This is a genomic window from Streptomyces sp. NPDC006739 (genome assembly GCF_042869815.1).
In the GTDB taxonomy this organism is placed as follows: Bacteria; Actinomycetota; Actinomycetes; order Streptomycetales; family Streptomycetaceae; genus Streptomyces.
This window is the reverse complement of record NZ_JBIAGM010000012.1, coordinates 73,577-98,062: the sequence shown is the minus strand read 5'-3', so window position 1 is coordinate 98,062 and position 24,486 is coordinate 73,577. Positions and strand designations below refer to the sequence as shown.

General features: G+C 72.3%; 26 protein-coding genes. 12 read left to right on the top strand and 14 right to left on the bottom strand.

Annotation, left to right across the window (positions count from 1 at the left end; translation table 11 throughout):
• Nucleotides 1-155: 155 nt before the first annotated feature.
• Both ACFYMM_RS23825 and ACFYMM_RS23820 read left to right on the top strand, forming a co-directional pair.
• The gene (locus ACFYMM_RS23825; RefSeq protein ID WP_388389747.1) at nucleotides 156-1,076 is read left to right on the top strand and encodes a hypothetical protein; all 921 of its coding nucleotides are present in this window, start codon (nucleotides 156-158) and stop codon (nucleotides 1,074-1,076) included.
• 113 nt (nucleotides 1,077-1,189) lie between these two features.
• Complete coding sequence (locus tag ACFYMM_RS23820; protein WP_388389745.1) at nucleotides 1,190-1,774, top strand: pyridoxamine 5'-phosphate oxidase family protein; 585 nt, start codon at nucleotides 1,190-1,192, stop codon at nucleotides 1,772-1,774.
• Nucleotides 1,775-1,840: 66 nt separating this feature from the next.
• Here ACFYMM_RS23820 and ACFYMM_RS23815 read toward each other — a convergent pair whose 3' ends face one another.
• Both ACFYMM_RS23815 and ACFYMM_RS23810 read right to left on the bottom strand, forming a co-directional pair.
• Complete coding sequence (locus ACFYMM_RS23815) at nucleotides 1,841-3,334, bottom strand: sensor histidine kinase (RefSeq protein WP_388389743.1); 1,494 nt, start codon at nucleotides 3,332-3,334, stop codon at nucleotides 1,841-1,843.
• Nucleotides 3,331-4,071, bottom strand: a complete 741-nt coding sequence (locus ACFYMM_RS23810; RefSeq protein WP_388389740.1) for a response regulator transcription factor — start codon at nucleotides 4,069-4,071, stop codon at nucleotides 3,331-3,333. The genes ACFYMM_RS23815 and ACFYMM_RS23810 overlap by 4 nt, the downstream gene beginning before the upstream one ends.
• A 245-nt stretch (nucleotides 4,072-4,316) precedes the next feature.
• Between ACFYMM_RS23810 and ACFYMM_RS23805 the strand changes: the two genes are divergently transcribed.
• From ACFYMM_RS23805 to ACFYMM_RS23770, 8 genes are all read left to right on the top strand, one after another.
• Nucleotides 4,317-5,669, top strand: a complete 1,353-nt coding sequence (locus ACFYMM_RS23805; protein ID WP_388389738.1) for a ferric reductase-like transmembrane domain-containing protein — start codon at nucleotides 4,317-4,319, stop codon at nucleotides 5,667-5,669.
• Between the two features lie 64 nt (nucleotides 5,670-5,733).
• Nucleotides 5,734-6,195, top strand: a complete 462-nt coding sequence (locus tag ACFYMM_RS23800) for an FMN-binding protein (RefSeq protein ID WP_388389736.1) — start codon at nucleotides 5,734-5,736, stop codon at nucleotides 6,193-6,195.
• Nucleotides 6,196-6,256: 61 nt separating this feature from the next.
• Nucleotides 6,257-7,639 (top strand): ferric reductase-like transmembrane domain-containing protein, encoded by a 1,383-nt coding sequence (locus tag ACFYMM_RS23795; RefSeq protein WP_388389734.1) that lies wholly within the window; start codon nucleotides 6,257-6,259, stop codon nucleotides 7,637-7,639.
• Nucleotides 7,640-7,690: 51 nt separating this feature from the next.
• The gene (locus tag ACFYMM_RS23790) at nucleotides 7,691-8,539 is read left to right on the top strand and encodes an FMN-binding protein (RefSeq protein WP_388389732.1); all 849 of its coding nucleotides are present in this window, start codon (nucleotides 7,691-7,693) and stop codon (nucleotides 8,537-8,539) included.
• A complete protein-coding gene (locus ACFYMM_RS23785) occupies nucleotides 8,532-9,332 on the top strand; it encodes an FAD:protein FMN transferase (protein ID WP_388389730.1) in 801 nt (266 codons plus the stop codon). The genes ACFYMM_RS23790 and ACFYMM_RS23785 overlap by 8 nt, the downstream gene beginning before the upstream one ends.
• Nucleotides 9,333-9,451: 119 nt before the next feature.
• Nucleotides 9,452-9,616, top strand: coding sequence for a hypothetical protein (locus ACFYMM_RS23780; protein WP_388389728.1), 165 nt, complete (start codon nucleotides 9,452-9,454; stop codon nucleotides 9,614-9,616).
• A gap of 77 nt (nucleotides 9,617-9,693) precedes the next feature.
• On the top strand, nucleotides 9,694-11,520 hold the full coding sequence (locus tag ACFYMM_RS23775; RefSeq protein ID WP_388389726.1) for an ABC transporter ATP-binding protein: 1,827 nt from the start codon (nucleotides 9,694-9,696) through the stop codon (nucleotides 11,518-11,520).
• Nucleotides 11,517-12,455, top strand: coding sequence for a serine/threonine-protein kinase (locus ACFYMM_RS23770; protein WP_388389724.1), 939 nt, complete (start codon nucleotides 11,517-11,519; stop codon nucleotides 12,453-12,455). Before ACFYMM_RS23775 ends, ACFYMM_RS23770 begins: the two co-directional genes overlap by 4 nt.
• A 12-nt stretch (nucleotides 12,456-12,467) precedes the next feature.
• Here ACFYMM_RS23770 and ACFYMM_RS23765 read toward each other — a convergent pair whose 3' ends face one another.
• From ACFYMM_RS23765 to ACFYMM_RS23715, 11 genes are all read right to left on the bottom strand, one after another.
• Nucleotides 12,468-13,232, bottom strand: coding sequence for a hypothetical protein (locus ACFYMM_RS23765; RefSeq protein WP_388389723.1), 765 nt, complete (start codon nucleotides 13,230-13,232; stop codon nucleotides 12,468-12,470).
• Nucleotides 13,222-13,818 carry an RNA polymerase sigma factor gene (locus tag ACFYMM_RS23760; protein WP_388389721.1) on the bottom strand — a complete coding sequence of 199 codons (597 nt, stop codon included), beginning with the start codon at nucleotides 13,816-13,818 and terminating at the stop codon, nucleotides 13,222-13,224. The genes ACFYMM_RS23765 and ACFYMM_RS23760 overlap by 11 nt, the downstream gene beginning before the upstream one ends.
• Nucleotides 13,819-13,932: 114 nt before the next feature.
• Nucleotides 13,933-14,472 (bottom strand): arginine repressor, encoded by a 540-nt coding sequence (locus ACFYMM_RS23755; protein ID WP_388389719.1) that lies wholly within the window; start codon nucleotides 14,470-14,472, stop codon nucleotides 13,933-13,935.
• Nucleotides 14,473-14,479: 7 nt separating this feature from the next.
• A complete protein-coding gene (locus ACFYMM_RS23750; RefSeq protein WP_388389717.1) occupies nucleotides 14,480-15,685 on the bottom strand; it encodes an acetylornithine transaminase in 1,206 nt (401 codons plus the stop codon).
• On the bottom strand, nucleotides 15,682-16,596 hold the full coding sequence (gene argB, locus ACFYMM_RS23745; protein WP_388389715.1) for an acetylglutamate kinase: 915 nt from the start codon (nucleotides 16,594-16,596) through the stop codon (nucleotides 15,682-15,684). The genes ACFYMM_RS23750 and argB overlap by 4 nt, the downstream gene beginning before the upstream one ends.
• Complete coding sequence (gene argJ, locus ACFYMM_RS23740; RefSeq protein ID WP_388389713.1) at nucleotides 16,593-17,744, bottom strand: bifunctional glutamate N-acetyltransferase/amino-acid acetyltransferase ArgJ; 1,152 nt, start codon at nucleotides 17,742-17,744, stop codon at nucleotides 16,593-16,595. Before argJ ends, argB begins: the two co-directional genes overlap by 4 nt.
• Nucleotides 17,741-18,769, bottom strand: coding sequence for an N-acetyl-gamma-glutamyl-phosphate reductase (argC, locus tag ACFYMM_RS23735; RefSeq protein WP_388389710.1), 1,029 nt, complete (start codon nucleotides 18,767-18,769; stop codon nucleotides 17,741-17,743). The genes argJ and argC overlap by 4 nt, the downstream gene beginning before the upstream one ends.
• 45 nt (nucleotides 18,770-18,814) lie before the next feature.
• Complete coding sequence (locus ACFYMM_RS23730; protein WP_388389708.1) at nucleotides 18,815-19,204, bottom strand: GtrA family protein; 390 nt, start codon at nucleotides 19,202-19,204, stop codon at nucleotides 18,815-18,817.
• Between the two features lie 32 nt (nucleotides 19,205-19,236).
• Complete coding sequence (locus ACFYMM_RS23725) at nucleotides 19,237-19,830, bottom strand: histidine phosphatase family protein (RefSeq protein ID WP_388389706.1); 594 nt, start codon at nucleotides 19,828-19,830, stop codon at nucleotides 19,237-19,239.
• Nucleotides 19,831-19,998: 168 nt separating this feature from the next.
• The gene (locus tag ACFYMM_RS23720) at nucleotides 19,999-20,436 is read right to left on the bottom strand and encodes a GNAT family N-acetyltransferase (RefSeq protein WP_388389704.1); all 438 of its coding nucleotides are present in this window, start codon (nucleotides 20,434-20,436) and stop codon (nucleotides 19,999-20,001) included.
• 60 nt (nucleotides 20,437-20,496) lie between these two features.
• Nucleotides 20,497-21,939 (bottom strand): PLP-dependent aminotransferase family protein, encoded by a 1,443-nt coding sequence (locus ACFYMM_RS23715; protein ID WP_388389702.1) that lies wholly within the window; start codon nucleotides 21,937-21,939, stop codon nucleotides 20,497-20,499.
• Here ACFYMM_RS23715 and ACFYMM_RS23710 point away from each other — a divergent pair.
• Both ACFYMM_RS23710 and ACFYMM_RS23705 read left to right on the top strand, forming a co-directional pair.
• Entirely contained in the window at nucleotides 21,938-22,855 is a 918-nt protein-coding gene (locus ACFYMM_RS23710) for a DMT family transporter (RefSeq protein WP_388389700.1), read from the top strand. The two genes, ACFYMM_RS23715 and ACFYMM_RS23710, sit on opposite strands and share 2 nt — an antisense overlap.
• 19 nt (nucleotides 22,856-22,874) lie before the next feature.
• Entirely contained in the window at nucleotides 22,875-23,069 is a 195-nt protein-coding gene (locus ACFYMM_RS23705) for a DUF1918 domain-containing protein (RefSeq protein ID WP_388389698.1), read from the top strand.
• A gap of 21 nt (nucleotides 23,070-23,090) precedes the next feature.
• Here ACFYMM_RS23705 and ACFYMM_RS23700 read toward each other — a convergent pair whose 3' ends face one another.
• A complete protein-coding gene (locus tag ACFYMM_RS23700) occupies nucleotides 23,091-24,335 on the bottom strand; it encodes a glycoside hydrolase family 10 protein (protein WP_388389696.1) in 1,245 nt (414 codons plus the stop codon).
• Nucleotides 24,336-24,486 lie beyond the last annotated feature (151 nt).

The following is a 24,486-nucleotide window of genomic DNA, read 5'->3' as shown; positions in this document are numbered from 1 at the left end:
AGTGCACTGCATGATTCGTCAATCTGGGTACGGAGGGGACGGGCGTGACGGAAATTTCGGCGGGCGCTGAACAGATGAAACCGCTTTCGCGTACTCATCCCCGAACGCTGGCGCCGCGTTGGTAAACCCACTCCTGACCCTAGTGAGGCATCCGCATGTCCAGGGCTCTTCCGAAGTACAACAAGCGTCGCGTGGCGATCATCGGCGGCGCTGCCGCAGTGGCACTGTCCGGCGCGATCATCGCCGGCACCGCGCTCGCCGGGACGCCCGACAAGAGCGACAACGGCACGAGCAACGCCCGCACCCTCGCCGCCGGCCCCGGCACGATCACCTGCCCCGACGTCGCCTCGAAGCTACCCGCGGTCCCCGCCTCCGCGAAGGCCGAGGTCGACCGCAACCTGACCCTGCTGCAGACGCAGATCGACGAGGCCAACAAGCGGCTGGTCGACACCGTGGGCCAGGGCGGACCGAACTTCGTGAACAACGCCATCCTCGGCCCGCTCAAGGACAAGCGCATCTCCACCGTCAACCGCATCGCGACGGCGATCGGGCGCACGGCGGCCAAGCCGACGGGGCTGGACGCGCTGGCACCGTGCACGCTCAACGCGGGGGGTGGCAACGCGGGCGGCGGTGCGGCGGCAGGCTCGGGCAACGCCAACGCGGGCAACGCCAACGCCGGTAACGCCAACGCGGGCAACGCGAACAAGGGCAACGGCAACGGAGGCAAGGGCAACGGCGGCGCGGCGGCCGGACAGCAGGCGAACGGCACCGCCGCCGGTTCGCCGGGCACCATCACCTGCCCCGACGTGAAGTCGAAGCTCCCCGCGATCCCGGCCACCGCGCAGGCGGAGGTGGACCGCAACCTGACCCTGCTGCAGACGCAGATCGACGAGGCCAACAAGCGGCTGGTCGACACCGTGGGCCAGGGCGGACCGAACTTCGTGAACAACGCCATCCTCGGCCCGCTCAAGGACAAGCGCATCTCCACCATCGACCGGATCGCCACCGCCATCGGCCGCAAGGGGACCAAGCCGACCGGCCTGGACTCCCTGGCCGCCTGCACGCTCACCAAGTGACGTGACGGGCAGCCGCGGCCGCCCCGAGGAAGCGCCGGCCGGGGCGGCCGCGGTGGAGCCGGACAGGTGAATTCCTTATACAGGCGAAGGAATCGCGCCGATAATCACGAGCTATGGGAAAGACTTATGAACGCATAGACGGCCGGCTCCGCACGTTCATCGAGGAACAGCCCCTCTTCTTCACCGCGACCGCGCCCCTGTCCGGTGACGGCACGGTCAACCTCTCCCCCAAGGGCCTCAAGGGCTCCTTCGCGGTGATCGACGAACTCACCGTCGCCTACCTGGACTTCGCCGGCTCCAACGCGGAGACGATCGCGCACCTGCGGGAGAACGGGCGGATCACCCTGATGTGGTGCGCCTTCCAGGGTCCGCCGAACATCGTGCGGGTACACGGCCGGGGCGAACCGGTCTTCCGCGACGACCCGCGCTTCACGGAACTGCTCGCCCACTTCCCCGGCATCGACCCCAGCCCGCACGGACTGCGCGCGATCATCGTCGTCCACGCCGAACTCGTCCGGGACACCTGCGGGTACGCGGTGCCCTTCATGGCGTACGAGGAGGACCGCGACCTGCACGGCAAGCGCTTCGCACGCGAGGACGACGCCTCGCTGAGCGAGTACTTCCGGAAGAAGGAGCACGTGGCGACCAGCATGGACGGCCTGCCCGGGCTCCCGCTGCCACTGCCGTCGTCCCCCTAGATCCCCTAGATCCCCTAGGTTCCCTAGATCCCCCGGATCCCCGAGACCCCTTTGGACCCCCCCGTCCTACGGGGCCTCCGTGGCCGCCGGAAGGCGCACCGTGAACGTCGTGTCCCCCGGCGCGCTCTCCAGTCCCACGCTCCCCGAGTGCGCCTCCACCACCGCTGCCACGATCGCCAGGCCCAGGCCCGCTCCCCCGCCGGGCGCGTCCGTGCGGCGGCGGTGTTCTGCCCGGGTGAAGCGCTCGAAGACGCCGGGCCGGACGTCCTCGGGGACGCCGGGCCCGTCGTCGTGGACGGCGAGGGTCGCGGTCGTGCCGTCGGTGTCCAGGGAGACCGTCACCTTCGTGCCCACGGGCGTGTGCAGACGGGCGTTGGCCAACAGGTTGGCCAGCACCTGGTGGAGGCGGTGGGTGTCGCCGGTGACCGTGACCGGCTCCTCCGGCAGTTCCAGGGTCCAGCGGTGGCCGGGACCGGTGGCGCGGGCGTCCGTCACCGCGTCCAGCACCAGATGGGTGAGGTCGACCGGGCGGCGCTCCAAGGGCCGGCCGGCGTCGAGCCGGGCCAGCAGGAGCAGGTCGTCGACCATCTCGCCCATCCGGGAGGACTCGGCGGCGATGCGCTCCAGGGCCCGGGTGACCTGCGGCGGTACCGGGCCCGGATGCAGCAGGGCCAGCTCCGCGTGGCCGCGGACCGAGGCGACCGGGGTGCGCAGTTCATGGCTGGCGTCGGCCGCGAAGCTGCGCAGCCGTTCCTCGCTGGCGTGCCGTTTGGTGAGCGCGTCCTCGACATGGCCGAGCATCCGGTTGAAGGCGGCCGCCACCCGGCCCACCTCGCCGCGCGGATCGGATTCGGGGGCCCGCGGCGGCAGCGCGACCTCGCCGCTGGCCAGGGGCAGCTCGCTGACCCGGGTGGCGGTCGCGGCGACCCGGCTCAGCGGACGCAGCGACCAGCGCACCCACAGGGCGCCGACCACGCCGGTCGCGGCCAGGGCGAGGCCGAAGACGATCCCGGCGACCAGTTCCAGGCGGTGCACGGCGGCCTGCACCGGCTCCAGCGGCAGACCGGAGACCAGCACGTCGCCGTCGATGCCCCGGACCGCGGCGACCCGGTAGTGGTTCAGCGGCCGGGAGAGGTCGACGGTGTGCCCCCTGCCGTCGGTGGCGACCCTCGCGAGCTGCCCGCGGTCCCGGTCGCTGAGCCGGCCGATCAGGTTCTCGATGCCGCCGGGGCGGACCACCGCCGCGTTGGTCACCGTCCCCTTCAGCAGCCGCGCGCCGAAGGTGCCGCTCGCCTGCCTGCGGTCGTCGCCGTGCTCGTCGCCGTCGTGGTCGTCGGGCAGCTTGCCCTTGTGTTCCAGGCTCTCCGGGAACCGGGTGCCGACCTGGCTCAGCTGCTGGTCGAGGCGCTGGGTGAGGAAGCCGTTCAGCTCGACGACCGCGGCCAGCCCGACCGCCGCGCAGCTGACCGCGAGCAGCACCACCAGTCCCACGGTGAGCCGGGACCGCAGGGTGCGCGGGCGGGGCAGCCGGCGCAGCCGGGGCCGGCGCCGGAACCTCACGGGACCACCGGCTTGAGCACGTAGCCCGCCCCGCGCACGGTGTGGATCATGGGTTCGCGGCCCGCGTCCACCTTCTTGCGCAGGTAGGAGATGTACAGCTCGACGACATGCGCCCGGCCGCCGAAGTCGTACGACCACACCCGGTCCAGGATCTGCGCCTTGCTGAGCACCCGGCGCGGATTGCGCATCAGGAATCGGAGCAGCTCGAACTCGGTCGGGGACAGCTCGATCAGTTCTCCGGCACGGGTCACGTCCCGCGCATCCTCGTCCATGACCAGGTCGCCGACGACGAGCCGCGGTCCCTCCTCCAGCTGCCGGGCCATGCCGGCGCGGCGCAGTAGTCCGCGCACCCGGGCGACTACCTCCTCCAGGCTGAACGGCTTGGTGACGTAGTCGTCGCCGCCCGCCGTGATGCCCGCGATCCGGTCCTCCACCGCGTCCCGGGCGGTGAGGAAGAGCACGCACACGTCGGGCTTCACCGCGTGCAGGGAGCGCAGCACGGCGAAGCCGTCGGTGTCCGGGAGCATCACGTCGAGGACCACGGCGTCGGGCAGCAGCTCCCGGGCGACGGCCACCGCCGAGGCGCCGTCGCCGGCCGCGCGCACCTCCCAGCCCTCGTAGCGCAGGGCGCCGGTGAGCACCTCCGCGAGGTCGGGGTCGTCGTCGACGACGAGGACGCGCAGCGCGGTGCCGTCGGGTCGGGTGAGGGCCGGGCGGCCGGAGCGGGTCGTGGTCATCGCCTTTCCAGGGTCGTTCATCGCCCTACCAGGGTCGTTCATCGCCCCACAGGGCCGGTCGTCGTCTCTCCAGGGCTGTTCGCCCCTCCAGGATCGCCCCTCCAGGATCGCCCCTCGGCGGGGTGCCGGGTGGCCGCCCGGGCTCTGAGTTTCCTCTGAGTGGGCTGGGTGTTCCGGCATCTCAGAGCTGTCTCAGAGGTTGGCCGCGCACAGTGGCGTACCGGACGAAGAGGAAGGACGCGCACATGACCACCGTGTACGAGCAGCGGAGGGCGCCGGGTGTGGTGCCCGCTCGCCGGAGTTCCCCGGCGGGCCCCCTGCTCGCCGTGGTGTGGGCGGGCGCGGCGGCCGTCCTCGCGCTGTGGTGGACGGACACCGGCTCGGTGGTCGGCGCCGAGGGCTGGCTGACCGGCGCCGGACGGATCGCCGGGCTGCTGTGCGGGTACTCCTGCGCGGTGCTGGTCGGGCTGATGGCCCGGGTGCCGCTGCTGGAGCGGCGGATCGGCTCGGACCGGGTGGCCCGCTGGCACGCGATGGCGGGCCGGTACACGGTCTGTCTGCTGGTCGCGCACATCGTGCTGACCCTCATGGGGTACGCCGCCCAGGACCACGCCTCGCTGGTGCACGAGACGGTGACGGTGGTCCTGGACTACCCGGACATGCTGATGGCCACGGCCGGCACGGTCGTCCTGTTCGCGGTCGGCGTCACCTCGGCCCGGGCCGTGCGCCGCCGCACCAGCTACGAGTTCTGGTACTACGTCCACCTGCTGACCTACGCCGCCGTCTTCCTCGCCTTCTTCCACCAGCTGGCCCTCGGCAACGACTTCAACGGCAAGCCGGTGGCCACGGCCGCCTGGTACGCCCTGTACCTGGGGGTGGCCGCGCTGGTGCTCCGGTACCGGATCCTCGCGCCGGTGCGGCTTAACCTGCGCCACCAGCTGCGCGTGGAGTCCGTGCACAAGGAGGCGCCGGGCGTGTACTCGGTCGTCGTACGGGGCCGGCGGCTGGACGAACTCGGCGCGCAGCCGGGGCAGTTCTTCCGCTGGCGGTTCCTCGGCGAGGGGATGGGGTGGGCGTCGACGCCGTACTCGCTGTCCGCGCCGCCCCGCCCGGACCTGCTGCGGATCACCGTCAAGGCGCTCGGCGACCACAGCGCGGCCGTCCCGCTGCTGCGCCCGGGCACCCGGGTGTGGGCGGAGGGCCCGTACGGCTCCCTGACCGCCGGCCGGGCCACCACGCACCGCTCGCTGCTGATCGCGGGCGGCGTCGGCATCACCCCCCTGCGGGCCCTGTTCGAGACGCTCCCCGGTGAGGTCACCCTGCTCTACCGGGCCCGGACGGCCGAGGACCTCGCCCTGGGCGGCGAGCTGGAGGCCGTCGCGCGCTGGCGCGGAGCGAAGGTGCTGTACGCGCTCAACGGGGCGCGCGGCGAGCGGCCGAGCATCACCGCCGAGGCGCTGACCGCCACCGTCCCCGGGCTCGCCGAACACGACGTGTACCTCTGCGGCCCGCACGGCTTCGCCCAGGACCTGTACCGGGAGCTGCGCGCCGCCGGGGTTCCGGACCGTCGGATCCACCACGAGTCGTTCGAACTGTGAGGGCCGCGAAAGCCGTGAAAGCCCGGATGGCCCCGAGAGCCGCGAGAGTTGTGAGGCAGTAGAAGTGCACGCGTTGAACAAGAACCGCCCCCTGCGCCGCATCGTGCTGGCGAGTGCCGCCACCGTCTCCGGCATGGTGCTGATGCTGTCGCTGAAGCCGCACGCGAGCCCCAGGCTGGTCACGGCGAGCAGCGGCAAGTCGCCAGCCGTCAGCAGCAGTTCGAGCCCGACGGCCGGCTCCACCCCGGGGACGAGGACCGCCACCGGGGACACGGTCCAGACCCGGTGGGGACCCGTCCAGGTGCGGATCACCGTGAAGGGCGGCAAGCTCACCGAAGTGACCGCGGTCAGCTACCCGAACGAGAACCCGCGCGACCAGGAGATCAACAGCTACGCACTCCCCCAGCTGCGGAGAGAGGCTCTGGCCGCGCAGAGCGCCGAGATCGACACAGTCTCCGGGGCCACCTACACCAGTGACGGTTACCGGCAGTCACTCCAGTCCGCACTGGACTCGGCGGGCTTCTGAACACACCGCGGCCCGGGCACGTATGAGTGGGCGCCAAGGGTCAAGTCCCCACGGAGGAACCGTGACCACCACGATCGCAGGCGGACGCGCCGCCCGCCGTCAGACGATGCGCCGCATCCGTCCGCGCCGCTCCCCGGCCGTCCCGCTGCTGCTCGCCGTCTGGGCGGGCGCGGCGGCCGTGCTGTGGCTGTGGTGGCACAACACGCCATCCATCGCCGACCAGAACGGCAAGATCCTCAACGCCGGCCGGATCACCGGTCTGCTCGCCGGCTATCTGATGGCGCTGGTCGTGCTGCAGATGGCGCGGGTGCCCGCGCTGGAGCGGCGGGTGGGCTCCGACCGGGTGGCCCGCTGGCACGCCATGAGCGGCCGGTACACGCTCTGCCTGGTCTTCGCGCACGTCTTCCTCATCATGTGGGGGTACGCGCTCCAGGCGGGCAAGTCGCTCGGCGACATCGTCCAGCAGACCATCGACTCCATCAACCAGCTGCCCGACATGGGCAAGGCGGCCATCGGCACCGGTCTGCTGGTGGTCATCGGGCTGACCTCGATCGGCGGGATCCGCCGCAGGCTGCCGTACGACACCTGGTACCACGTGCACGTACTGACGTACGCGGCGGTGTTCCTGACGTTCTGGCACCAGATCACCACCGGCAACGACTTCGCGCTGGAACCCGCCGCGAAGACCTTCTGGTACGGCCTGTACGGCACCGTCACCGCGCTGGTGGTGTGGTACCGGATCCTCACCCCGATCCGGCTGAACCTCCGCCACCGCATGCGTGTCGAGGCGGTCATCGAGGAGACGCCGGGCATCGTGTCGGTGCTGATCGGCGGGCGCAAGCTGCACCGGATGGGGGCGGAGGCCGGGCAGTTCTTCCGGTGGCGGTTCCTGGCGCCGGGCATGCGGTTCAGCTCCCACCCCTACTCGCTGTCGGCGGCGCCCCGCCCGGACATGCTGCGGATCACGGTGAAGGCGATCGGCGACCACAGCGCCCGGCTGCGCGAACTCACACCCGGCACCCGGGTGTGGGCCGAGGGCCCGTACGGCGCGATGACCGCCCAGCGCCGCAGCCGGGGCAAGGTGCTGCTGGTCGCGGGCGGTGTGGGCATCACGCCGATGCGGGCGCTGTTCGAGACGCTGCCGGGGGCGGCCGGTGACATCACCCTGCTCTACCGGGCCAACACCACCCAGGACCTGGCCCTGTGGGACGAGCTGGCGACCATCGCCAACGAGCGGGGGGCCCGGCTGATGTACGCGGTCAACAGCCCCGACGGCGAGCGGCCGGACATCTCCGCGGAGAACCTGGAGCGGAAGATCCCGGACATCGACCGCCACGACGTCTTCATGTGCGGCCCGCCCGGGTTCGCGCAGTCGGTGTACGAAGCACTGCGCGGCGCGGGGGTCCCCGCCCGCCGTATCCATCACGAGTCGTTCGAGATGTGAGCGACGGGGCCCTGAACGGGAACTCGACGGGACAACGGGAGCAGAGAAGAGATGCGGAAGAGTCACCCCATTCGGCGCGTCGTACTGGCGACGGCGGCCACCGTCTCCGGCGTCGTCCTGCTGCTGTCGCTGAAGCCGGCGTCGGGCCCGGCCTCCGCTTCGGCGGCGGGCAGCCCGGCCGGCCAACAGGCCGCCGCGGGACAGGAGTCGCCGCAGGGCGGCGCGCAGGCCGCCGGGGCCGGCACGGTCATCGGTGACGCCACGCAGACCCAGTACGGCGTCGTCCAGGTACGGCTGACCGTCAGCAACGGCAGGATCACCCAGGCCGAGGCGGTGCAGGCGCCCAAGGGCGGGACCAGCGACCAGAAGACCGCGCTGTCCGTGCCCAGGCTCAACCAGGAGACCGTGGCGGCGCAGAGCGCCCGGATCGACTCGGTGTCGGGGGCGACGTACACCAGCGCCGGGTACAAGAAGTCGCTGCAGTCGGCGCTGGACCGGATGAAGACCGCCGCCGGCTCGACCTCGGGTGCGGCGTCGGGTTCGAGTTCGGGTGCGGGTGCGGGTGCGGGTTCGTCCTCCGGCTCGTCGACCGGCTCCGGTTCGTCGTCCGGTTCCGCCCAGGCACAGGCCCGTACCGTGACCGGTCAGGTCGCCCAGACACAGTACGGGCCGGTCCAGGTCCGCGTCACGGTCAGCAACGGCAAGATCACCAAGGCGGAGGCGGTGCAGGCGCCCAAGGGCGGGATCAGCGACCAGAAGACCGCGCTCGCCGTGCCGAAGCTGAACCAGGAGGCGGTGACGGCCGGCACCGCGAACATCGACGCCGTGTCCGGGGCCACCTACACCAGCACCGGCTACAAGCAGTCGCTGCAGTCGGCGCTGGACCAGGCCGGTGGCTGACACGGTGGCCCCGACACCGGAAGCTCCCGCCGCGGTGCGTCACGCGGAGGAGGTCATGGGGACGGTCTTCTCCTTCGACGTCCGCGGCGGGGATCCTCGCGCGGTCCGGGCGGCCCTCGGCGACGCCGTCGCCGGGCTGCACCGGGTCGACGAGGTGTTCAGCACCTACCGCGAGGACAGTCAGGTGTCCCGGCTGGCACGCGGCGAGACGACGGTGGCCGACTGTGATCCCGAGGTGGCCGAGGTGCTCGGACTGGGCGCCGAGGCGGAGCGGGCGAGCGGCGGCTGGTTCAGCATGAGGTACGGCGGGCGGCTGGACCCGACCGGCATCGTCAAGGGCTGGGCCGCCGAGCGGGCGGCACGGGTGATCGCCGCCGTCGGGGTGAGCGGTGTCAGCGTGAACGGCGGCGGGGACGTGCAGCTGGTCGGCGCGCCCGAGCCACAGCGGTCCTGGCGGGTGGGGGTGTCCGACCCGTTGCGGCCCGGCGGGCTGGCGGCGGTGATCTCGGCGGCCGGGGCGGACGAGCTGGCGGTGGCCACGTCCGGCACGGCCGAGCGGGGCACGCACATCGTGGATCCCCGGACGGGGAAGTCGGCGGTGACGGACCTGGTGGCGGTGACGGTGGTCGGACCGCGTCTGACGTGGGTCGACTGCTGGGCGACGGCGGCGTTCGCGATGGGGTCGCGGGAGGGGCTGGCCTGGCTGGAGTCCCTGCCCGACGTGGAGGCGCTGCTGATCACCGCCGGTGACGAGGTGCGGTGCACCGGGGGGCTTGCGGCCCGGCTGGGCTGAGGGCACGGCCTCGGAGCACCGCCTCGAAGTTGAAGAAATTTCCCCCTTTTATCCCGAAACGCCATCCAACTTCCTTCCTGAGACGTATCCAAAGGGAACGAGATTTCAGGAGGAATGTGATGGCTATCTTCAGCAGTCTCCTGCCCGCCATGCGGCGTGACCACGGAGACTCGTCGAACAACGGCGACCACGGAGACCATGGCGACCATGGCGACCACGGAGACCACGGCGACCACGGCGACCACGGAGACCACGGCGACCACGGAGACCACGGCGGCTACTGACCACACACCGAGGCTGAGCGGACCGGAGACCGGGGGACCCGGTCCGCTTCGCCGTCGCTCCCCGAGGAACGCATGCCATGGTCCACGTCCTGCGGCGTCTGCTGTCGGTGGGTGAGACGTCCGACGCCGTGGTCGCGGCCGCGCCCGCGGTGTCCCCACGCGAGGTGTTCCGGCGGTTCTGGCCCTATACCCGCGGTCGTCGACGCTGGTTCGTCCCCGTTCTCCTGTTCAGCCTGGCCGGGCCCGCCGTCGACGCCGCGGAGATCTGGCTGTTCAAGATCGTCGTGGACGATGTGCTGGTCCCCCGGGATCTGCGGCCGTTCCTGTGGATCGCGCCTGCCTATCTGGGCCTCGTCATCATCTCCGGCATCCTGCGGTTCGCCGACAACGTGACGTCCACCTGGGTCAGTGAACACTTCCTGCTCTCCCTGCGGGCCGACGTCTTCCGGCACGTCCAGGGGCTGTCGCTCGGCTTCTTCGAACGGCGACGCCTCGGGGACGTGCTCTCCCGTGTCACGGGCGATGTCGACTCGGTCGAGACGTTCCTGCTGTCGGGCGTGGCGGACGCCCTCTACTACGTGATCCGGCTGGGCGTCTTCCTCGGCCTGCTGGTCTACCTGCGCTGGGACCTGACCCTGCTCGCCCTGGTCATCGTGCCGCTGTTCTGGGGTGCCGCCCGGCACTTCTCCCGGCTGATCAAGGAGGCCTCGCGGGAGCGCAGGCGCCGCAGCGGTTCGATCAGCGCGATCGCCGAGGAGTCGCTGGGCAACGTCGCCCTGGTACAGGCGTACAACCGGCAGGGGTGGGAGGAGCGACGGTTCGAGACGGAGAACGTCGGCAAGCTCCGGGCGGCGATGGCCTCGGCCCGGATCCGCGCCGTCTACGGCCCCGTGGTCGAGATCATCGAGGTGTCCGGCGGTCTCGCGGTGATGGTCCTGGGCACCTGGAAGCTCTCCCAGGGACAGCTGACACTGGGCGGGCTGCTGGTCTTCCTGGCACTGATCGGCAAGCTCTACGGCCCGGTGCGGGGTCTGTCCCACCTCGGCACCACCTTCTACACGGCCTCCGCCTCGGCCGAGCGGGTCATCGAGCTGCTGGACCAGCGGCCCCAGGTCGTCGAGTCCCCGGGCGCCCGGCACACCGGCCGGGCCCGGGGCGCCGTCGAGTTCGACGGCGTCTGCTTCCGCTACCCGGACACCGCGTCCTGGGCCCTGTCGGACGTCTCCTTCCAGGCCGCTCCCGGCGAGACCCTGGCGCTGGTCGGCGCCAGCGGGGCCGGCAAGTCGACGGTGGCGAAGCTGCAGCTGCGCTTCTACGACCCCGACCGGGGAGCGGTCCGGCTCGACGGGACCGACCTGCGGGACCTGTGCCTGTCCGACGTGCGGGAGAACGTCGCCGTGGTCCTGCAGGAGACACTCGTCTTCCACGGCAGCGTGCGGGACAACATCGCCTACGGCCGGCCGGAGGCGACGGAGGCGGAGATCGTCGCCGCGGCGCGCGCCGCCGACGCGCACGAGTTCATCGAGCTGCTGCCGGAGGGCTACGACACGATGGTCGGCCAGCGCGGCCGGACACTCTCCGGCGGACAGCGCCAGCGCCTGGCGATCGCCCGCGCGATGATCAGGGACGCGCCGGTCCTGCTCCTCGACGAACCGACCACCGGGCTCGACGTCCGCTCGGGCCGGCGGATCATGGACCCGCTGCGCCGGCTGATGGCCGGCCGGACGACCGTCGTCATCTCGCACAACCTGCTGACCGTCCGCGACGCCACCCGCATCGTGGTCCTCGACCACGGCCGGGTCGTCGAACACGGCGCCCATGACGAGCTGCTCGAACGCGACGGGACCTACGCCCGTCTCCACCGGCTGAACGGAACGCCCGCACACCGGACGGTGCTGTCGTGACCGTCTTCGCGACCCGGGCGACCCCACCCCTGCCTCCCGGCACCCGGCCGGTCCCGGGCTACGAGGTCCTGGCGCACCTGACGCGCACCGGCTGGCTCGACGTCTACGACGCCTGGAGCGAGGAACGGGACTGCCGGTGCGTGATCAAGGTGGTGCGCCCCGACCGCCGTGACGAACGGTGGCTGTGCGACCGGCTGCTGCAGGAGGGCCGCTGGCTGCGGGAGTTCACCCACCCGCACCTCACCCGCGCCTACGAGACGTTCGAGGCGCCCGACCCCCTGGTGGTCCTGGAGACACTGACCGGCGAGACGCTGTCCCACCTGCTGCACCGGCTGCGGCGCCGACCCGCCGCCGTGGACGTGGCGCTCCTCGGGGTCCAGCTGTGCTCCGCGGTCCACTACCTCCACGGCCGGGGCCTGCTGCACCTGGACCTCAAGCCGTCCAACGTGGTGGTGGAGCGCGGCCACGCGAAGGTGCTGGACCTGAGCACCGCGCGGCCTCCGGGCCCGGCGCCCGCCGGGGTGGGCACGTTCCGCTATCTCGCCCCGGAGCAGGCACGCGGCGGGCCGCTCACGGCCGCCGCCGACGTGTGGGGCATCGGCATCACGCTGTTCGAGGCCGCCTGCGGTGACGGTCCGTTCGAGCCCGGTGCGTTCGAGTCCGGTGCGTTCGAGTCCGGTGCGTTCGAGTCCGGTGCGACGGAGGACGGGGCCGGGGCGGTGGCGGACGAGAAGAGCACCAGGGCCACCGGTGGCCGCGCCGGCCGGTATCCGCAGCTGGAGCGGAGCGCCCCGCCGGTCCTGTCCCGGCGACGGCTGCCCCCCGCTCTCGCCGCCGCCGTCGACGGCTGTCTGCGAACCGACCCCGCCGCTCGGCCCACGGTCGCCGAACTGACCGCCGCTCTTGGGGCGACGCTGCCCGCCTCCCCCCTGTGAGGCCTGCCGGGTTCACGCCTCCCGGGTGATCACATGGCCCGTCTGCAGATGGGCCCTGGCCAGAACCGTGCCGTCGGGCGAGATCAGGCGGGCGGCGAGGACCGCGGGGTTGACGTGGGCCGTCACACCCCACTGGCCCATCCCGTCGCGCAGGGCGAAGTGGCCGACCCTGACCGTCGTGCCGTCGGGACGCTCCAGGACACAGGTGACCCTGCCGCTGTAGGGGGTGCCGGAGCCGTCGAGGTCGACGGCCATGAAGATCCAGCCGTGGTCGCCGGGGCGGGCGTAGACCTCGCCGACGGGCTGCCCGGCGCTGCTTGCCGAGGTCATGTCACCGACCAGCATGGGCTCCGAGGCGGGCGGGGGTCCGGCCGTCAGCTCCTCGAAGGCGGCGCCGACCGCCCAGCCCGCGAACCCGGTGGCGACCGTGTACGCGGTCGCCAGCGCCGCGACCCGCAGCCACATCCTGCGGACGCCACCGCGCAGCCCCTGGTGCGCGGGGCCTACCCCGCCCGGCCTGGGGCGCCCCTCGTGCGTCATCACGTCCCGGATCAGCAGGCGCGCCACCCGGGTCTCGAACCCCAGCGGCGGTTCCCTGTCCGGCAGCAGACCGACCAGCCCGTCGCCGACGAGGGTGAGGTGCCCGACGTACTCCCGGCACTCCGCGCACCGGTCCAGATGCGCGACCGCGTCGGCCCGCTCCCGGCCGGGCAGCACCCCCAGCGCCAGCTCGGCACCGGTCTCCCTCAGCTTCCCGCAGGTCAGGTCACTGATCATGATCGCCTCGGTTCTGAGACGTCTCAGCCGCGAGTATGGTCCGCAGTTTCGCCATCGCCGCTCTGATCCGCGTCTTGGCGGTGCCCAGCGGAATCCGCTCCCGGTCGGCGATCTGCTGGGCCGTCATTCCGTAGATGCCGGCCATCACCAGGGCACGGGCCTGTCCCCGCGGCAGCCGCGCCACCGCCGCCCTCAGCCGGGACGAGGCCTCGTCGGCCAGCGCCCACCGCTCGGGGGTCTCGGTGACGATGCCGAGGAGCGCGTCCAGGTCCTCCGGCGCCACCGGCTCCGAGCGCCGCGCGCGGACGGCGTCGATGGCGAGGTTGTGCGCGATGGTCGTCAGCCAGGTCGTGACCGAGCCTCGGCGCGAGTCGTAGATCTGGGCGTGACGCCAGGCACGCTCGAAGGTCTGCTGGGCGACGTCCTCGGCGAGCTGCGGATCCCGGGTGACCGCCATGGCGACACCGAAGACCCTGTGCTGGAACCTCCGTACGAAGGTGACCGCGAGTTCCGCGTCACCGGTGGCCAGCCCGGACAGCAAAGCCTCGTCCGGGAGACGGCCCACGGGGAACCGGAAACCCGACACACCTCTGTATACGGCTGGCCGCCGCCAGGAGATTGCCCGCGGGTTGCGGAAGATCACCTTCCCATTCTCCGCCGCCGGGCCGGGGCTCGCATGCGGGCCCCGGCCCGGCGCCGGTCAGTGCCCGTTCTGGGCCAGTCGCAGCAGGTGGGCGGCGAGCGACTGCCCGCCGGACGGATCCCGGCTGATCAGCAGCAGGGTGTCGTCGCCGGCGATGGTGCCCAGGATGTCGTGCAGTTCGGCCTGGTCGATGGCCGAGGCGAGGAACTGCGCGGCCCCCGGCGGGGTGCGCAGGACGACCAGGTTGGCCGAGGCCTCCGCGGAGATCAGCAGCTCCTGGGAGAGCCGCCGCATCCGCTCCTCCTTCGCCGACCCGCCCAGCGGGGCGCGCGGGGTACGGAACCCCCCCTCGCTCGGTACCGCGTAGATCAGGTCGCCGTCCGTGTTGCGGATCTTGACCGCGTTCAGCTCGTCCAGGTCCCGGGAGAGCGTCGCCTGGGTGACGTTCAGCCCGTCGTCGGCGAGCAGCTTCGCCAGCTGGCTCTGCGACCGCACCGGCTGCCGGTTGAGGATGTCCACGATCCGGCGGTGGCGTGCGGTGCGGGTCTGCGGCACGGCGGGCCCCGCGGTCTGCTCGTCGTCCTGCGCCTGACTCATCGTCGTCTCATTCTCCGGATCGTCCGTCCCCGTTCGCCGGGTCCGCTGCCCCAAGGATGCCGGGCAGCGCCTGGAGGAAGGCGTCCGTCTCGTCGTCGCGGAGGTTCAGCGGCGGCATCAGCCGTACGACGTCGGGAGCGGGCGCGTTCACCAGGAACCCGGCATCCTGGGCCGCGCGCTGCACCTGCGGCGCGAGCTGCCCGGTGAGCACGATACCCAGCAGCAGGCCCGCGCCCCGGACGTGATCGACCAACGGGTGGCCGAGGGCCTCGATCCCGTCCCGCAGCCGCTCGCTCTGCCGCTTGACGTTCTCCAGCAGTCCTTCGCCGTCGATGGTGTCGAGGACGGCGAGTCCGGCGGCGCAGGCGACCGGGTTGCCGCCGAAGGTCGTACCGTGCTGGCCGGGCTGGAGCAGTTCGGCGGCCCGGCCGAAGGCGACGGTGGCGCCCAGCGGCAGCCCGCCGCCCAGCTGCTTGGCGAGGGTGACGACATCCGGGAGCACGCCGTCGTGGGCCTGGTACTCGAACCAGGTCCCGGTGCGGCCGATGCCGGTCTGCACCTCGTCGAGGACCAGCAGGGCGCCGGTGGCGGCGGTGATCGCCCGGGCCGCCTTCAGGTAGTCGGCGGGCGGTACCACGACGCCGTTCTCGCCCTGGACCGGCTCGATGACGACCAGTGCGGTGTCCTCGGTGGCCGCGGCGGCCAGCGCCTGGGCGTCGCCGTACGGGACGTGGGTGACATCGCCCGGCAGCGGCTGGAACGGTTCCTGCTTGGCGGGCTGGCCGGTGAGCGCCAGGGCGCCCATGGTCCTGCCGTGGAAGCCGCCGTGGGTGGCGACCATGTGGGTGCGTCCGGTCAGCCGGCCGATCTTGAAGGCGGTCTCGTTGGCCTCGGCGCCGGAGTTGCAGAAGAAGACCCGGCCCTCGCGTCCGAAGAGCTGCAGGAGTCGTTCGGCGAGGGCGACGGTGGGCTCGGCCATGAAGAAGTTGGAGATGTGGCCGAGGGAGCCGATCTGCCGGGTGACGGCCTCCACGACGGCCGGGTGGGCGTGGCCCAGGGCGTTGGTGGCGATGCCGCCGACGAAGTCGAGGTACTCGCGGCCCTCGGTGTCCCACACCTTCAGGCCCGCACCGCGCACGAGGGGCAGCCGCGGGGTGCCGTAGTTGTTCATGAGCGCGCCCTGCCACCGCGCGGTCAGTTCCTCGTTGCTCATGACGCCCCCTGTTCGTCCGGCTTCTCGTCGGGCACGACCATCGTGCCGATGCCCTCGTCGGTGAAGATCTCCAGCAGGATCGAGTGCTGGACCCGGCCGTCGATGACCCGGGCGGTGGTCACACCGCCCCGCACGGCGTGCAGACAGCCCTCCATCTTCGGCACCATGCCGGAACTCAGCTCCGGCAGCAGCTTCTCCAGCTGGGAAGCGGTGAGACGGCTGATCACCTCGTCGCTGTGCGGCCAGTCCTCGTAGAGGCCCTCGACGTCCGTGAGGACCATGAGGGTCTCGGCGCCCAGAGCAGCAGCGAGTGCCGCAGCCGCCGTATCAGCATTGACGTTGTAGACATGTCCGTCGTCCTCGGAACGGGCGATCGACGAGACGACCGGGATACGGCCGTCGGCGAGCAGTGCCTCGATCGCGCCCGTGTCGATCGCGGTGATCTCGCCCACCCGCCCGATGTCGACCAACTCGCCGTCGATCTCCGGCTGGTGCTTGGTGGCGGTGATGGTGTGCGCGTCCTCGCCGGTCAGTCCCACGGCCAGCGGCCCGTGCCGGTTGAGCAGCCCGACCAGCTCGCGCTGCACCTGTCCGGCCAGCACCATGCGTACGACGTCCATGGCGTCCTCGGTGGTGACCCTGAGGCCCGCCTTGAACTCGCTGACGATGCCGTGCTTGTCCAGGGCGGCGCTGATCTGCGGGCCGCCGCCGTGCACGACGACGGGCTTCAGGCCGGCGTGGTGCAGGAACACGACGTCCTGCGCGAACGCGGCCTTCAGGTCCTCGTCGATCATGGCGTTGCCGCCGAACTTGATGACGACCGTCTTGCCGTTGTGCTTGACCAGCCAGGGCAGCGCCTCGATGAGGATCTGGGCCTTGGGGAGCGCGGTGTGCTTGCGCGTGGTGCTCATGACGAGTAGGCGCTGTTCTCGTGGACGTAGTCGGCGGTGAGGTCGTTGGTCCAGATCGTGGCGGTCTCGGAGCCCGCGGCGAGGTCGGCGACGATGTGCACCTCCCGGTAACGCATGTCGACCTTCTCGCGGTCCTCGCCGACGCCCCCGTTCTTGCACACCCAGACGCCGTTGATGGCGACGTTCAGCCGGTCCGGCTCGAAGACGGCCCCGGTGGTGCCGATCGCCGAGAGCACCCGCCCCCAGTTGGGGTCCTCGCCGTGGATGGCGCACTTGAGGAGGTTGTTGCGGGCGATGGAGCGGCCCACCTCGACGGCGTCGTCCTCGCTGGCCGCGTTGACCACCTCGACCCTGATGTCCTTGCTGGCGCCCTCGGCGTCCCGGATCAGCTGCTGGCCGAGGTCGTCGCAGACCTGCCGGACGGCCTCCGCGAACTCGTCGTACTCCGGGGTGACGCCGGCCGCACCGGAGGCGAGCAGCAGCACGGTGTCGTTGGTCGACATGCAGCCGTCGGAGTCCACGCGGTCGAAGGTGGTGCGCGTGGCCGCGCGCAGGGCCCGGTCCAGTGCGTCGTCGTCGAGTGCGGCGTCGGTGGTGAGGACGACCAGCATGGTGGCGAGGCCGGGGGCGAGCATGCCCGCGCCCTTGGCCATGCCGCCGACGGTCCAGCCGTCCTTGGCCACGACGGAGGTCTTGTGGACCGTGTCGGTGGTCTTGATGGCGATGGCCGCCTTCTCGCCGCCGTGCTCGGAGAGCTGGGCGGCGGCGGTCTCCACGCCCGGGAGCAGCTTGTCCATGGGCAGCAGCACACCGATGAGGCCGGTGGAGCAGACCGCGATCTCGACGGCACCGCGGCCGAGGACCGCCGCGGCCTTCTCGGCGGTCGCGTGCGTGTCCTGGAAGCCCTTGGGTCCCGTACAGGCGTTGGCGCCGCCGGAGTTGAGGACGACCGCGGACACCTCGCCGCTCTTGAGCACCTGCTCGGACCACAGCACGGGCGCGGCCTTGACACGGTTGGAGGTGAAGACACCGGCGGCGGCGCGGCGCGGACCGTTGTTGACCACGAGGGCCAGGTCCGGATTGCCGTTCTCCTTGATCCCGGCGGCGATGCCCGCCGCCGTGAATCCCTTGGCTGCCGTGACGCTCACGGTGCGACTCCGATCGTGGAAAGCCCGGTGGTCTCGTCGAGCCCGAGGGCGAGGTTCATGCTCTGGACGGCACCGCCCGCGGTGCCCTTGGTCAGGTTGTCGATGGCGCTGATCGCGATGACGCGTCCCGCCGCCTCGTCGTGGGCGACCTGCACCTGTACGGCGTTGGAACCGTAGACGGACGCGGTCGAGGGCCACTGGCCCGCCGGCAGAAGGTGGACGAAGGGCTCGTCGGCGAAGGCCTTCTCGTAGGCGGCCCGCACGGACTCGGCGGTGACCCCGGCGCGCGCCTTGGCGCTGCAGGTGGCGAGGATGCCGCGGGGCATCGGCGCGAGCGTCGGCGTGAAGGAGACCGAGACCCGCTCCCCCGCCGCCGCGCTGAGGTTCTGGATCATCTCGGGGGTGTGCCGGTGGCCGCCGCCCACGCCGTACGGCGACATGGACCCCATGACCTCGCTGCCCAGCAGGTGCGGCTTGGGGGCCTTGCCCGCGCCGGAGGTGCCGGAGGCGGCGACGATCACCGCCTCGGGCTCGACGAGGCCGGCGCTGTACGCGGGGAACAGGGCGAGGGAGACGGCGGTCGGGTAGCAACCGGGTACCGCGATGCGCTTGGACCCCTCCAGCGCGGCGCGGGCACCCGGAAGTTCGGGGAGGCCGTAGGGCCAGGTGCCGGCGTGCGGGGAGCCGTAGAACGTCTCCCAGTCGGCCGCGTCCTCGAGCCGGAAGTCGGCGCCCATGTCGACGACGAGGACGTCCGGACCGAGTCGCTCGGCGACGGCGGCGGACTGCCCGTGCGGCAGCGCGAGGAAGACGACGTCGTGCCCGGCGAGGACCTCGGGCGTGGTCTCCTCCAGCACGCGGCCGGCCAGCGGCAGCAGGTGCGGCTGGAGCGCCCCGAGGCGCTGTCCGGCGTTGGAGTTGCCGGTCAGGGCACCGATCTCGATCCGCGGGTGCGCGAGGAGCAGCCGCAGGACCTCTCCCCCCGCGTAACCGCTCGCTCCGGCCACCGCCGCACGTACCGCCATGTCCACCCTCCTCTGGATGGCATGACTATACGTTTCGCTGCACGTTTATGCAATCTCCTTGGCGGGGAGCATGACCCGGCGGGAGACGACGAAGGTCACCGGAATCGCCGCCGCCGAGGCGAGGAGGGGGGCGAAGCGGCTCCCCGCGTGCAGGAGGTCCACGATGACATACACGCCCACCGTGGTGACCAGGAAGTTGGTGGCGTTGGTCAGCGGGAACAACAGGAACTTCCGCCAGGTCGGACGGGTCCGGTAGGTGAAGCGCGCGTTCAGGAAAAAGGATCCGACCATGCTGAGCAGGAACGCCAGAACGTGCGCCGCCAGATACGGCAACCGCGTGAGGAACAACAGGTAAAGCCCGTAGTAGGTCGCGGTGTTGATCACGCCGACCACGGCAAAGGTGAGGATCTGCCTCGACAGCAGGGAACGCGACATCAGGGAATGAGGTCCTTCTTCCGGTCCGGTGGCTATGTACGGGAGGGCTGCGTCGAGGTGCCGTCGAAGCGGAGGTTCCAGCGGCCCGCGCGGCCCGTCACCGCGATCGTGGACAGGGGCCGGACGTCGATGTTCCAGTACGTGGACGGCGGTGCCTTGAGCGCGTAGACCAGGGCGGCACGGACCACCGAGGGCTCGGCCACGGCCACGATCCGGCCGCCGTCGTCGACCGGGCGGGTGTCGAGCCAGCCGCCGACCCGGGAGACGAACTCCAGCAGCGACTCGCCGCCGTGCGGGGTGGAGCGCGGGTCGGCGAGCCAGGCGTCCACCGACTCCGGTTCACGGGCCATCGCCTCGCCCAGCGTCAGCCCGCGCCAGCGGCCCATGTCGCAGTCCCGCAGCCCGAGCTGGACCAGCGGGGCGTACCCGAGTGCGTCGCCGGTGGCCCGGCTGCGGGGCGTCGGCGAGCAGTAGCGCAGCTCGGCCGCCGCCAGCGGCAGCAGGTCCGGTACGACGCGCTGCACCTCGTCCCAGCCCGCCTGGTCCAGCGGCCGGTCGTCCTCGAAACGCTCCGCGAGCAGCGAGGAGCTGCGCGCGGCGGCGACGAACGTGACCCGAAGTGGCATGCGGTGATGGTGAGCCGCGCGTGTGGGCAGGTCAAGGGGTGCGACCCGGGCGTTACCGGCGGCGGCCTGCCGTTGTCCGAAGTGTCCTGGGCGTCCCGCTGGAACCTGGGCGCCCTGCTGAACCCGGGCGCCCTGCTGAACCCGGGCGCCCTGCTGAACCCGGGCGTCCTACTCGAAGTGGAACGCCATCCAGTGCTCGGGGCGCTCGAGCGGCCCGAAGCCCAGTTTCCCGTAGACGCCGTGGGCGTCCTGGGTGGCCAGCAGGACGCGCCGCAGCCCGTAGGGCCGCAGGTGCTCGCGCACGCTCCCGACCAGCGCGGTGCCCACGCCCTTGCCGCGTACCGACGGGTCCACGTAGACGTCGGCGAGCCAGGCGAACAGCGCCTGGTCGGTCACCACGCGCGCGTACGCCACCTGCCGGCCGGAGGCCGTCTCGTAGATCCCGAAGTTGAGGGAGGAGGCCATCGCGCGCTCGTGCGTCTCGCGGGGGCGGCCGGCCGCCCAGTAGCTGTCGGTCGACAGCCACCGGTGGACGCGGTCCACGTCGACGCGGCCGGTGTCGGCGGAGAACTCGTAGCCGTCGGGCAGGCGTGGTGTGTCGTTCATCCCGGGATCCTCACAGGAACGGGGCTCCGGCGTCGAACCGGTTTCACCGGGCCGCGCACCTCACAGCACCTCGTCGCAGGCCGCCCGCAACCGCCGTACCCCCTCGGCGATCTCCGTCACCCCGGCGACCGCCGCGAAGCTCAGCCGAACGTGAGCGGCGGGGGGCTCGGCGCTGAAGTAGGGGCGGCCGGGGGTGACGGCGACGCCCGCGCGCAGGGCGGCGGCGGCCAGGGCCTGCTCGTCGGTGCCGTCGGGGAGGCGCAGCCAGAGGTGGTAGCCGCCGGAGGGGACGTGCGGCAGGGTGAGTTCGGGCAGGTGCAGGGCGAGGGCGGTGGTGAGCGCGTCGCGGCGGGTCTTCAGCTCGGCGGAGACGGCCCGCAGATGGCGGGGCCAGGCCGGCGAGCCGACGAGTTCGAGCGCCGCCTCCTGGAGCGGGCGCGGGACGAAGAAGGTGTCGACGACCTGGATGGCGCGCAGCCGTTCCAGTACCGGCCCGCGCGCGGCCAGCGCGCTCACCCGGAAGCTGGGCGAGGTCGCCTTGGTCAGCGAGCCGACGTGGACGACGACGCCGTCGGCGTTCTCGGTGTCCTCGGCGGCCAGCGGAGGCGGCAGCGGTCCGGCGTCCGCGTGCACCAGGCGTCGTACGAAGTCGTCCTCGACGACGAACGCCCCCGCCGCGCGGGCGATGCGCAGCACCTCGGCGCGCCGGGCGGGGGCCAGCACGGCGCCGGTCGGGTTCTGGAACAGGGGCTGGCAGACGAACACCCGGGCGCCGCTGGCCCGGAAGGCGTCGGCGAGCAGTTCCGGCCGGACGCCCTCGGCGTCCACCGGCACCGGCACGGGGCGCAGTCCGGCGGCACGGGCGAGGGCCAGCATGCCGGGGTAGGTGGGCGACTCGACCAGGACCGGGGCGCCGGGCGGGGCGAGCGCGCGCAGGGCGGTGGCGAGGGCGGCCTGGCCGCCGGCCGCGATCAGCACCTCGGCCGCGGTGACGGTGCCGCCGATGCCCCGGGCGAACCACTCGCGCAGTTCCGCCAGCCCCTCCACCGGCGGTCTCCCCCAGGCTCCGGGGCGCCGTCCGGCGCGGGCCAGTGCCGCCGCCATCGCCCGCTCGGGCTGCAGCGCGGGGTGCAGATAGCCGCCGCTGAACTCCAGCACACCGGGCGGCGGGGCGGCGAGGGTCACCGTGACGCCGGTGGCGTCCACCGTGCGCGGTACGAGGTCGGCGGCGCCGTCGGCGCTGAGCGCCACCTCCTGCCAGGAGGTGTCCCCGGCCGGCGCGGCGGTGGCACGGGTGCGGGCGCGGAAGGCTCCGGCGCCGGGCCGGGTGACCACCAGCCCCTCGGCGGCCAGCTGCGCCAGTGCCCGGGACACGGTCACCGGGCTCACCCGGAACCGCTCGACCAGCGTCCGGCTCGACGGGAGCTTTCCACCGGGAGAGTAGCGGTCCAGCTCTCGTCGCAGCTGTTCAGCCAGATCCGCCACACTGCTACGCTCGTACATGAGAGCACAGAGTAGCGCTACTATCTCCGCCCCGATAGCGGTCAGCACCCTCCCCGGAGAGCGTCCCCGTGCGGCGGGCACGCTGCAGGCCGCGCTCGGGGTCATCGCCTTCTCCCTCACCTTCCCGGCCACCGCCTGGGGCCTGGAGGGCTTCGGGCCCTGGTCGCTGGTGTCCGTGCGCAGCGTTCTCGCCGCGCTCGTGGCCGGCGGCTGCCTGCTGGCGACGGGGGTACGGCCCCCCGAGCGCCGCCATCTGCCGGGGCTCGCCGTCGTGGCCGGCGGCGTGGTGCTCGGCTTCCCGCTGCTCAGCACGCTGGCCCTGCGGACCTCCAGCACCGCGCACGCGGCCGTCGTGGTCGGCCTGCTGCCGCTGACCACCGCCCTGCTGTCCGCGCTGCGCATGGGCACCCGCCCCTCGCGCACCTTCTGGGCGGCGGCCCTGACCGGCGCGGCGGCTGTCATCGCCTTCACCGTGAGCCAGAGCGGCGGCGCCCTCACCGCCGCCGACGGCTTTCTGTTCGGGGCGCTCCTGGTGTGCGCGGCCGGTTACACCGAGGGCGGTCGGCTGGCCCGGGTGATGCCGGGCTGGCAGGTCATCGGCTGGGCGCTGGTGCTGTGTCTGCCGCTGACGGCGCCGGCCGCCGCGCTGGCCCTGTCGTACGAGCCCGTGCGCCTCGGCGCCCACGCGGTGGCCGGGCTGCTGTGGGTGGCGGTGGGCTCCCAGTTCCTCGGGCTGGTCGTCTGGTACCGGGGCATGGCGGCCGTCGGTATCCCGAGGGCCAGCCAGTTGCAGTTGGCCCAGCCGCTGCTCACACTGGTGTGGTCGGTGCTGCTGCTGGGCGAGCACCTCACGGCGGCCGCTCCCCTGACGGCCGCCGCGGTGCTCGTGTGCATCGCCGTCACTCAACGGTCGTGATCGCAAGGAGGGCCTGAAGATGCGCGCATCCCAGGGCGACCAGCTTGTCCAGCACGGCAGGGTGGTCGGCCAACACGACCAGGTCACCGAAATCGTCGAAGTGATGGGCACCGGGGGCAACCCGCCCTACCGGGTCCGTTTCCCGGACGGACGTGAGGCCATCATGTCCCCCGGTCCCGACTGCGAGGTCCGCCACCCGCAGGAGCAGAAGTAGCGAACATCGGGTGGGAGCGGGTCAGCGCGGAGCCGTCGCCGGCTTCCGGTAGTGGTCGGCGACCACCCGCGCCATCGCTCCCGCCGGGTCCGCCGCCACGTCCTTGGCGGCGAAGAAGACATGCCCGCGCACCTCGGGGCGGCGGCCGGCCAGGGTGAGGTGCCGGGACAGCTCGGCCGGGTCCTGCCAGGCCGGCGGCTGCCCCGCCGCCCCCGCCCGGTACAGCGCCTCGCCCACGTAGAGCCGGGTTCCGGTGCCCTTGGCCACGTCCGCCCACCACTGCACGAGCGTGGCGTAGTCGGCGGCGGGGTCGCCGATGTGCCAGTACAGCTGTGGGACGACGTAGTCGATCCAGTGCTCGCGCACCCAGGTGCGACTGTCGGCGTGGAGGTCGTCGTACGTCTGCACGCCCGCCCGGGTGTCCGAACCGCGCGGGTCGGTGGAGGCGTTGCGCCACACGCCGAAGGGGCTGATCCCGAACCGGGTGCCGGGCCTGGTCCGCTTGATGCCGGCGGCCGTCTCCCGCACCAGCCGGTCGATGTTGTCCCGGCGCCAGGCCGCCCGGTCGGGGAAGTCGCCACCGTACGCGTCGTACGCGTCGTCGTCGTCGAAGGTCTGGCCGGGCACCGGATACGGATAGAAGTAGTCGTCGAAGTGGACGGCGTCGACCGGGTACCTGGCCACCGCGTCGAGCATGGCCGTCCGCACGAAGGCCCGGACCTTCGGCAGGCCCGGGTTGTAGTAGAGCCGGCCGCCGTAGGACACCACCCAGTCCGGGTGCTTGCGGGCCGGGTGCGAGGGGACCAGCCGGCCGGGGTCCGCGTGGGTGGCGATCCGGTACGGGTTGAACCAGGCGTGCAGCTGCAGTCCCCGGGCGTGGGCCTCCTTGACGGCCGTGCCCAGCGGGTCCCAGCCGGGGTTCTTGCCCTGGGTGCCGGTGAGGAACTGCGACCAGGGCTCGTACGGCGAGGGCCACAACGCGTCCGCCGTGGGCCGCACCTGGAAGACCACCGTGTTCAGCCGGTCGCGGACCGCCCGGTCCAGATGGGCGATCAGTTCCGCGCGCTGCCTCGACGCCGTCAGGCCGGGCCGCGAGGGCCAGTCGCGGTTGGCGACCGTGGCCAGCCACACGCCCCGCATCTCACTGGCCGCCGTGCCCCGGCACCACGGCACGGCCGCCGCGGGACGGGCCGTGGCCGGCGCCGACAGTGCCGAAAGGGTCGACAGCGCCGCCATCGCGAACGTACGGCGGGACACTCGCCCCATCCGCGCACCCCCTCACGCTCCGGATCCGCTCGGTCGCGGATCGTCTCGTGGCCCAGGATGCCCGCACCCGGACGATCGATCATCGATACTTGGGAGTAACGTGCACGATCGGAGCAGGCACCGACCCGGGAGAACCTGCCGCATACGGTCG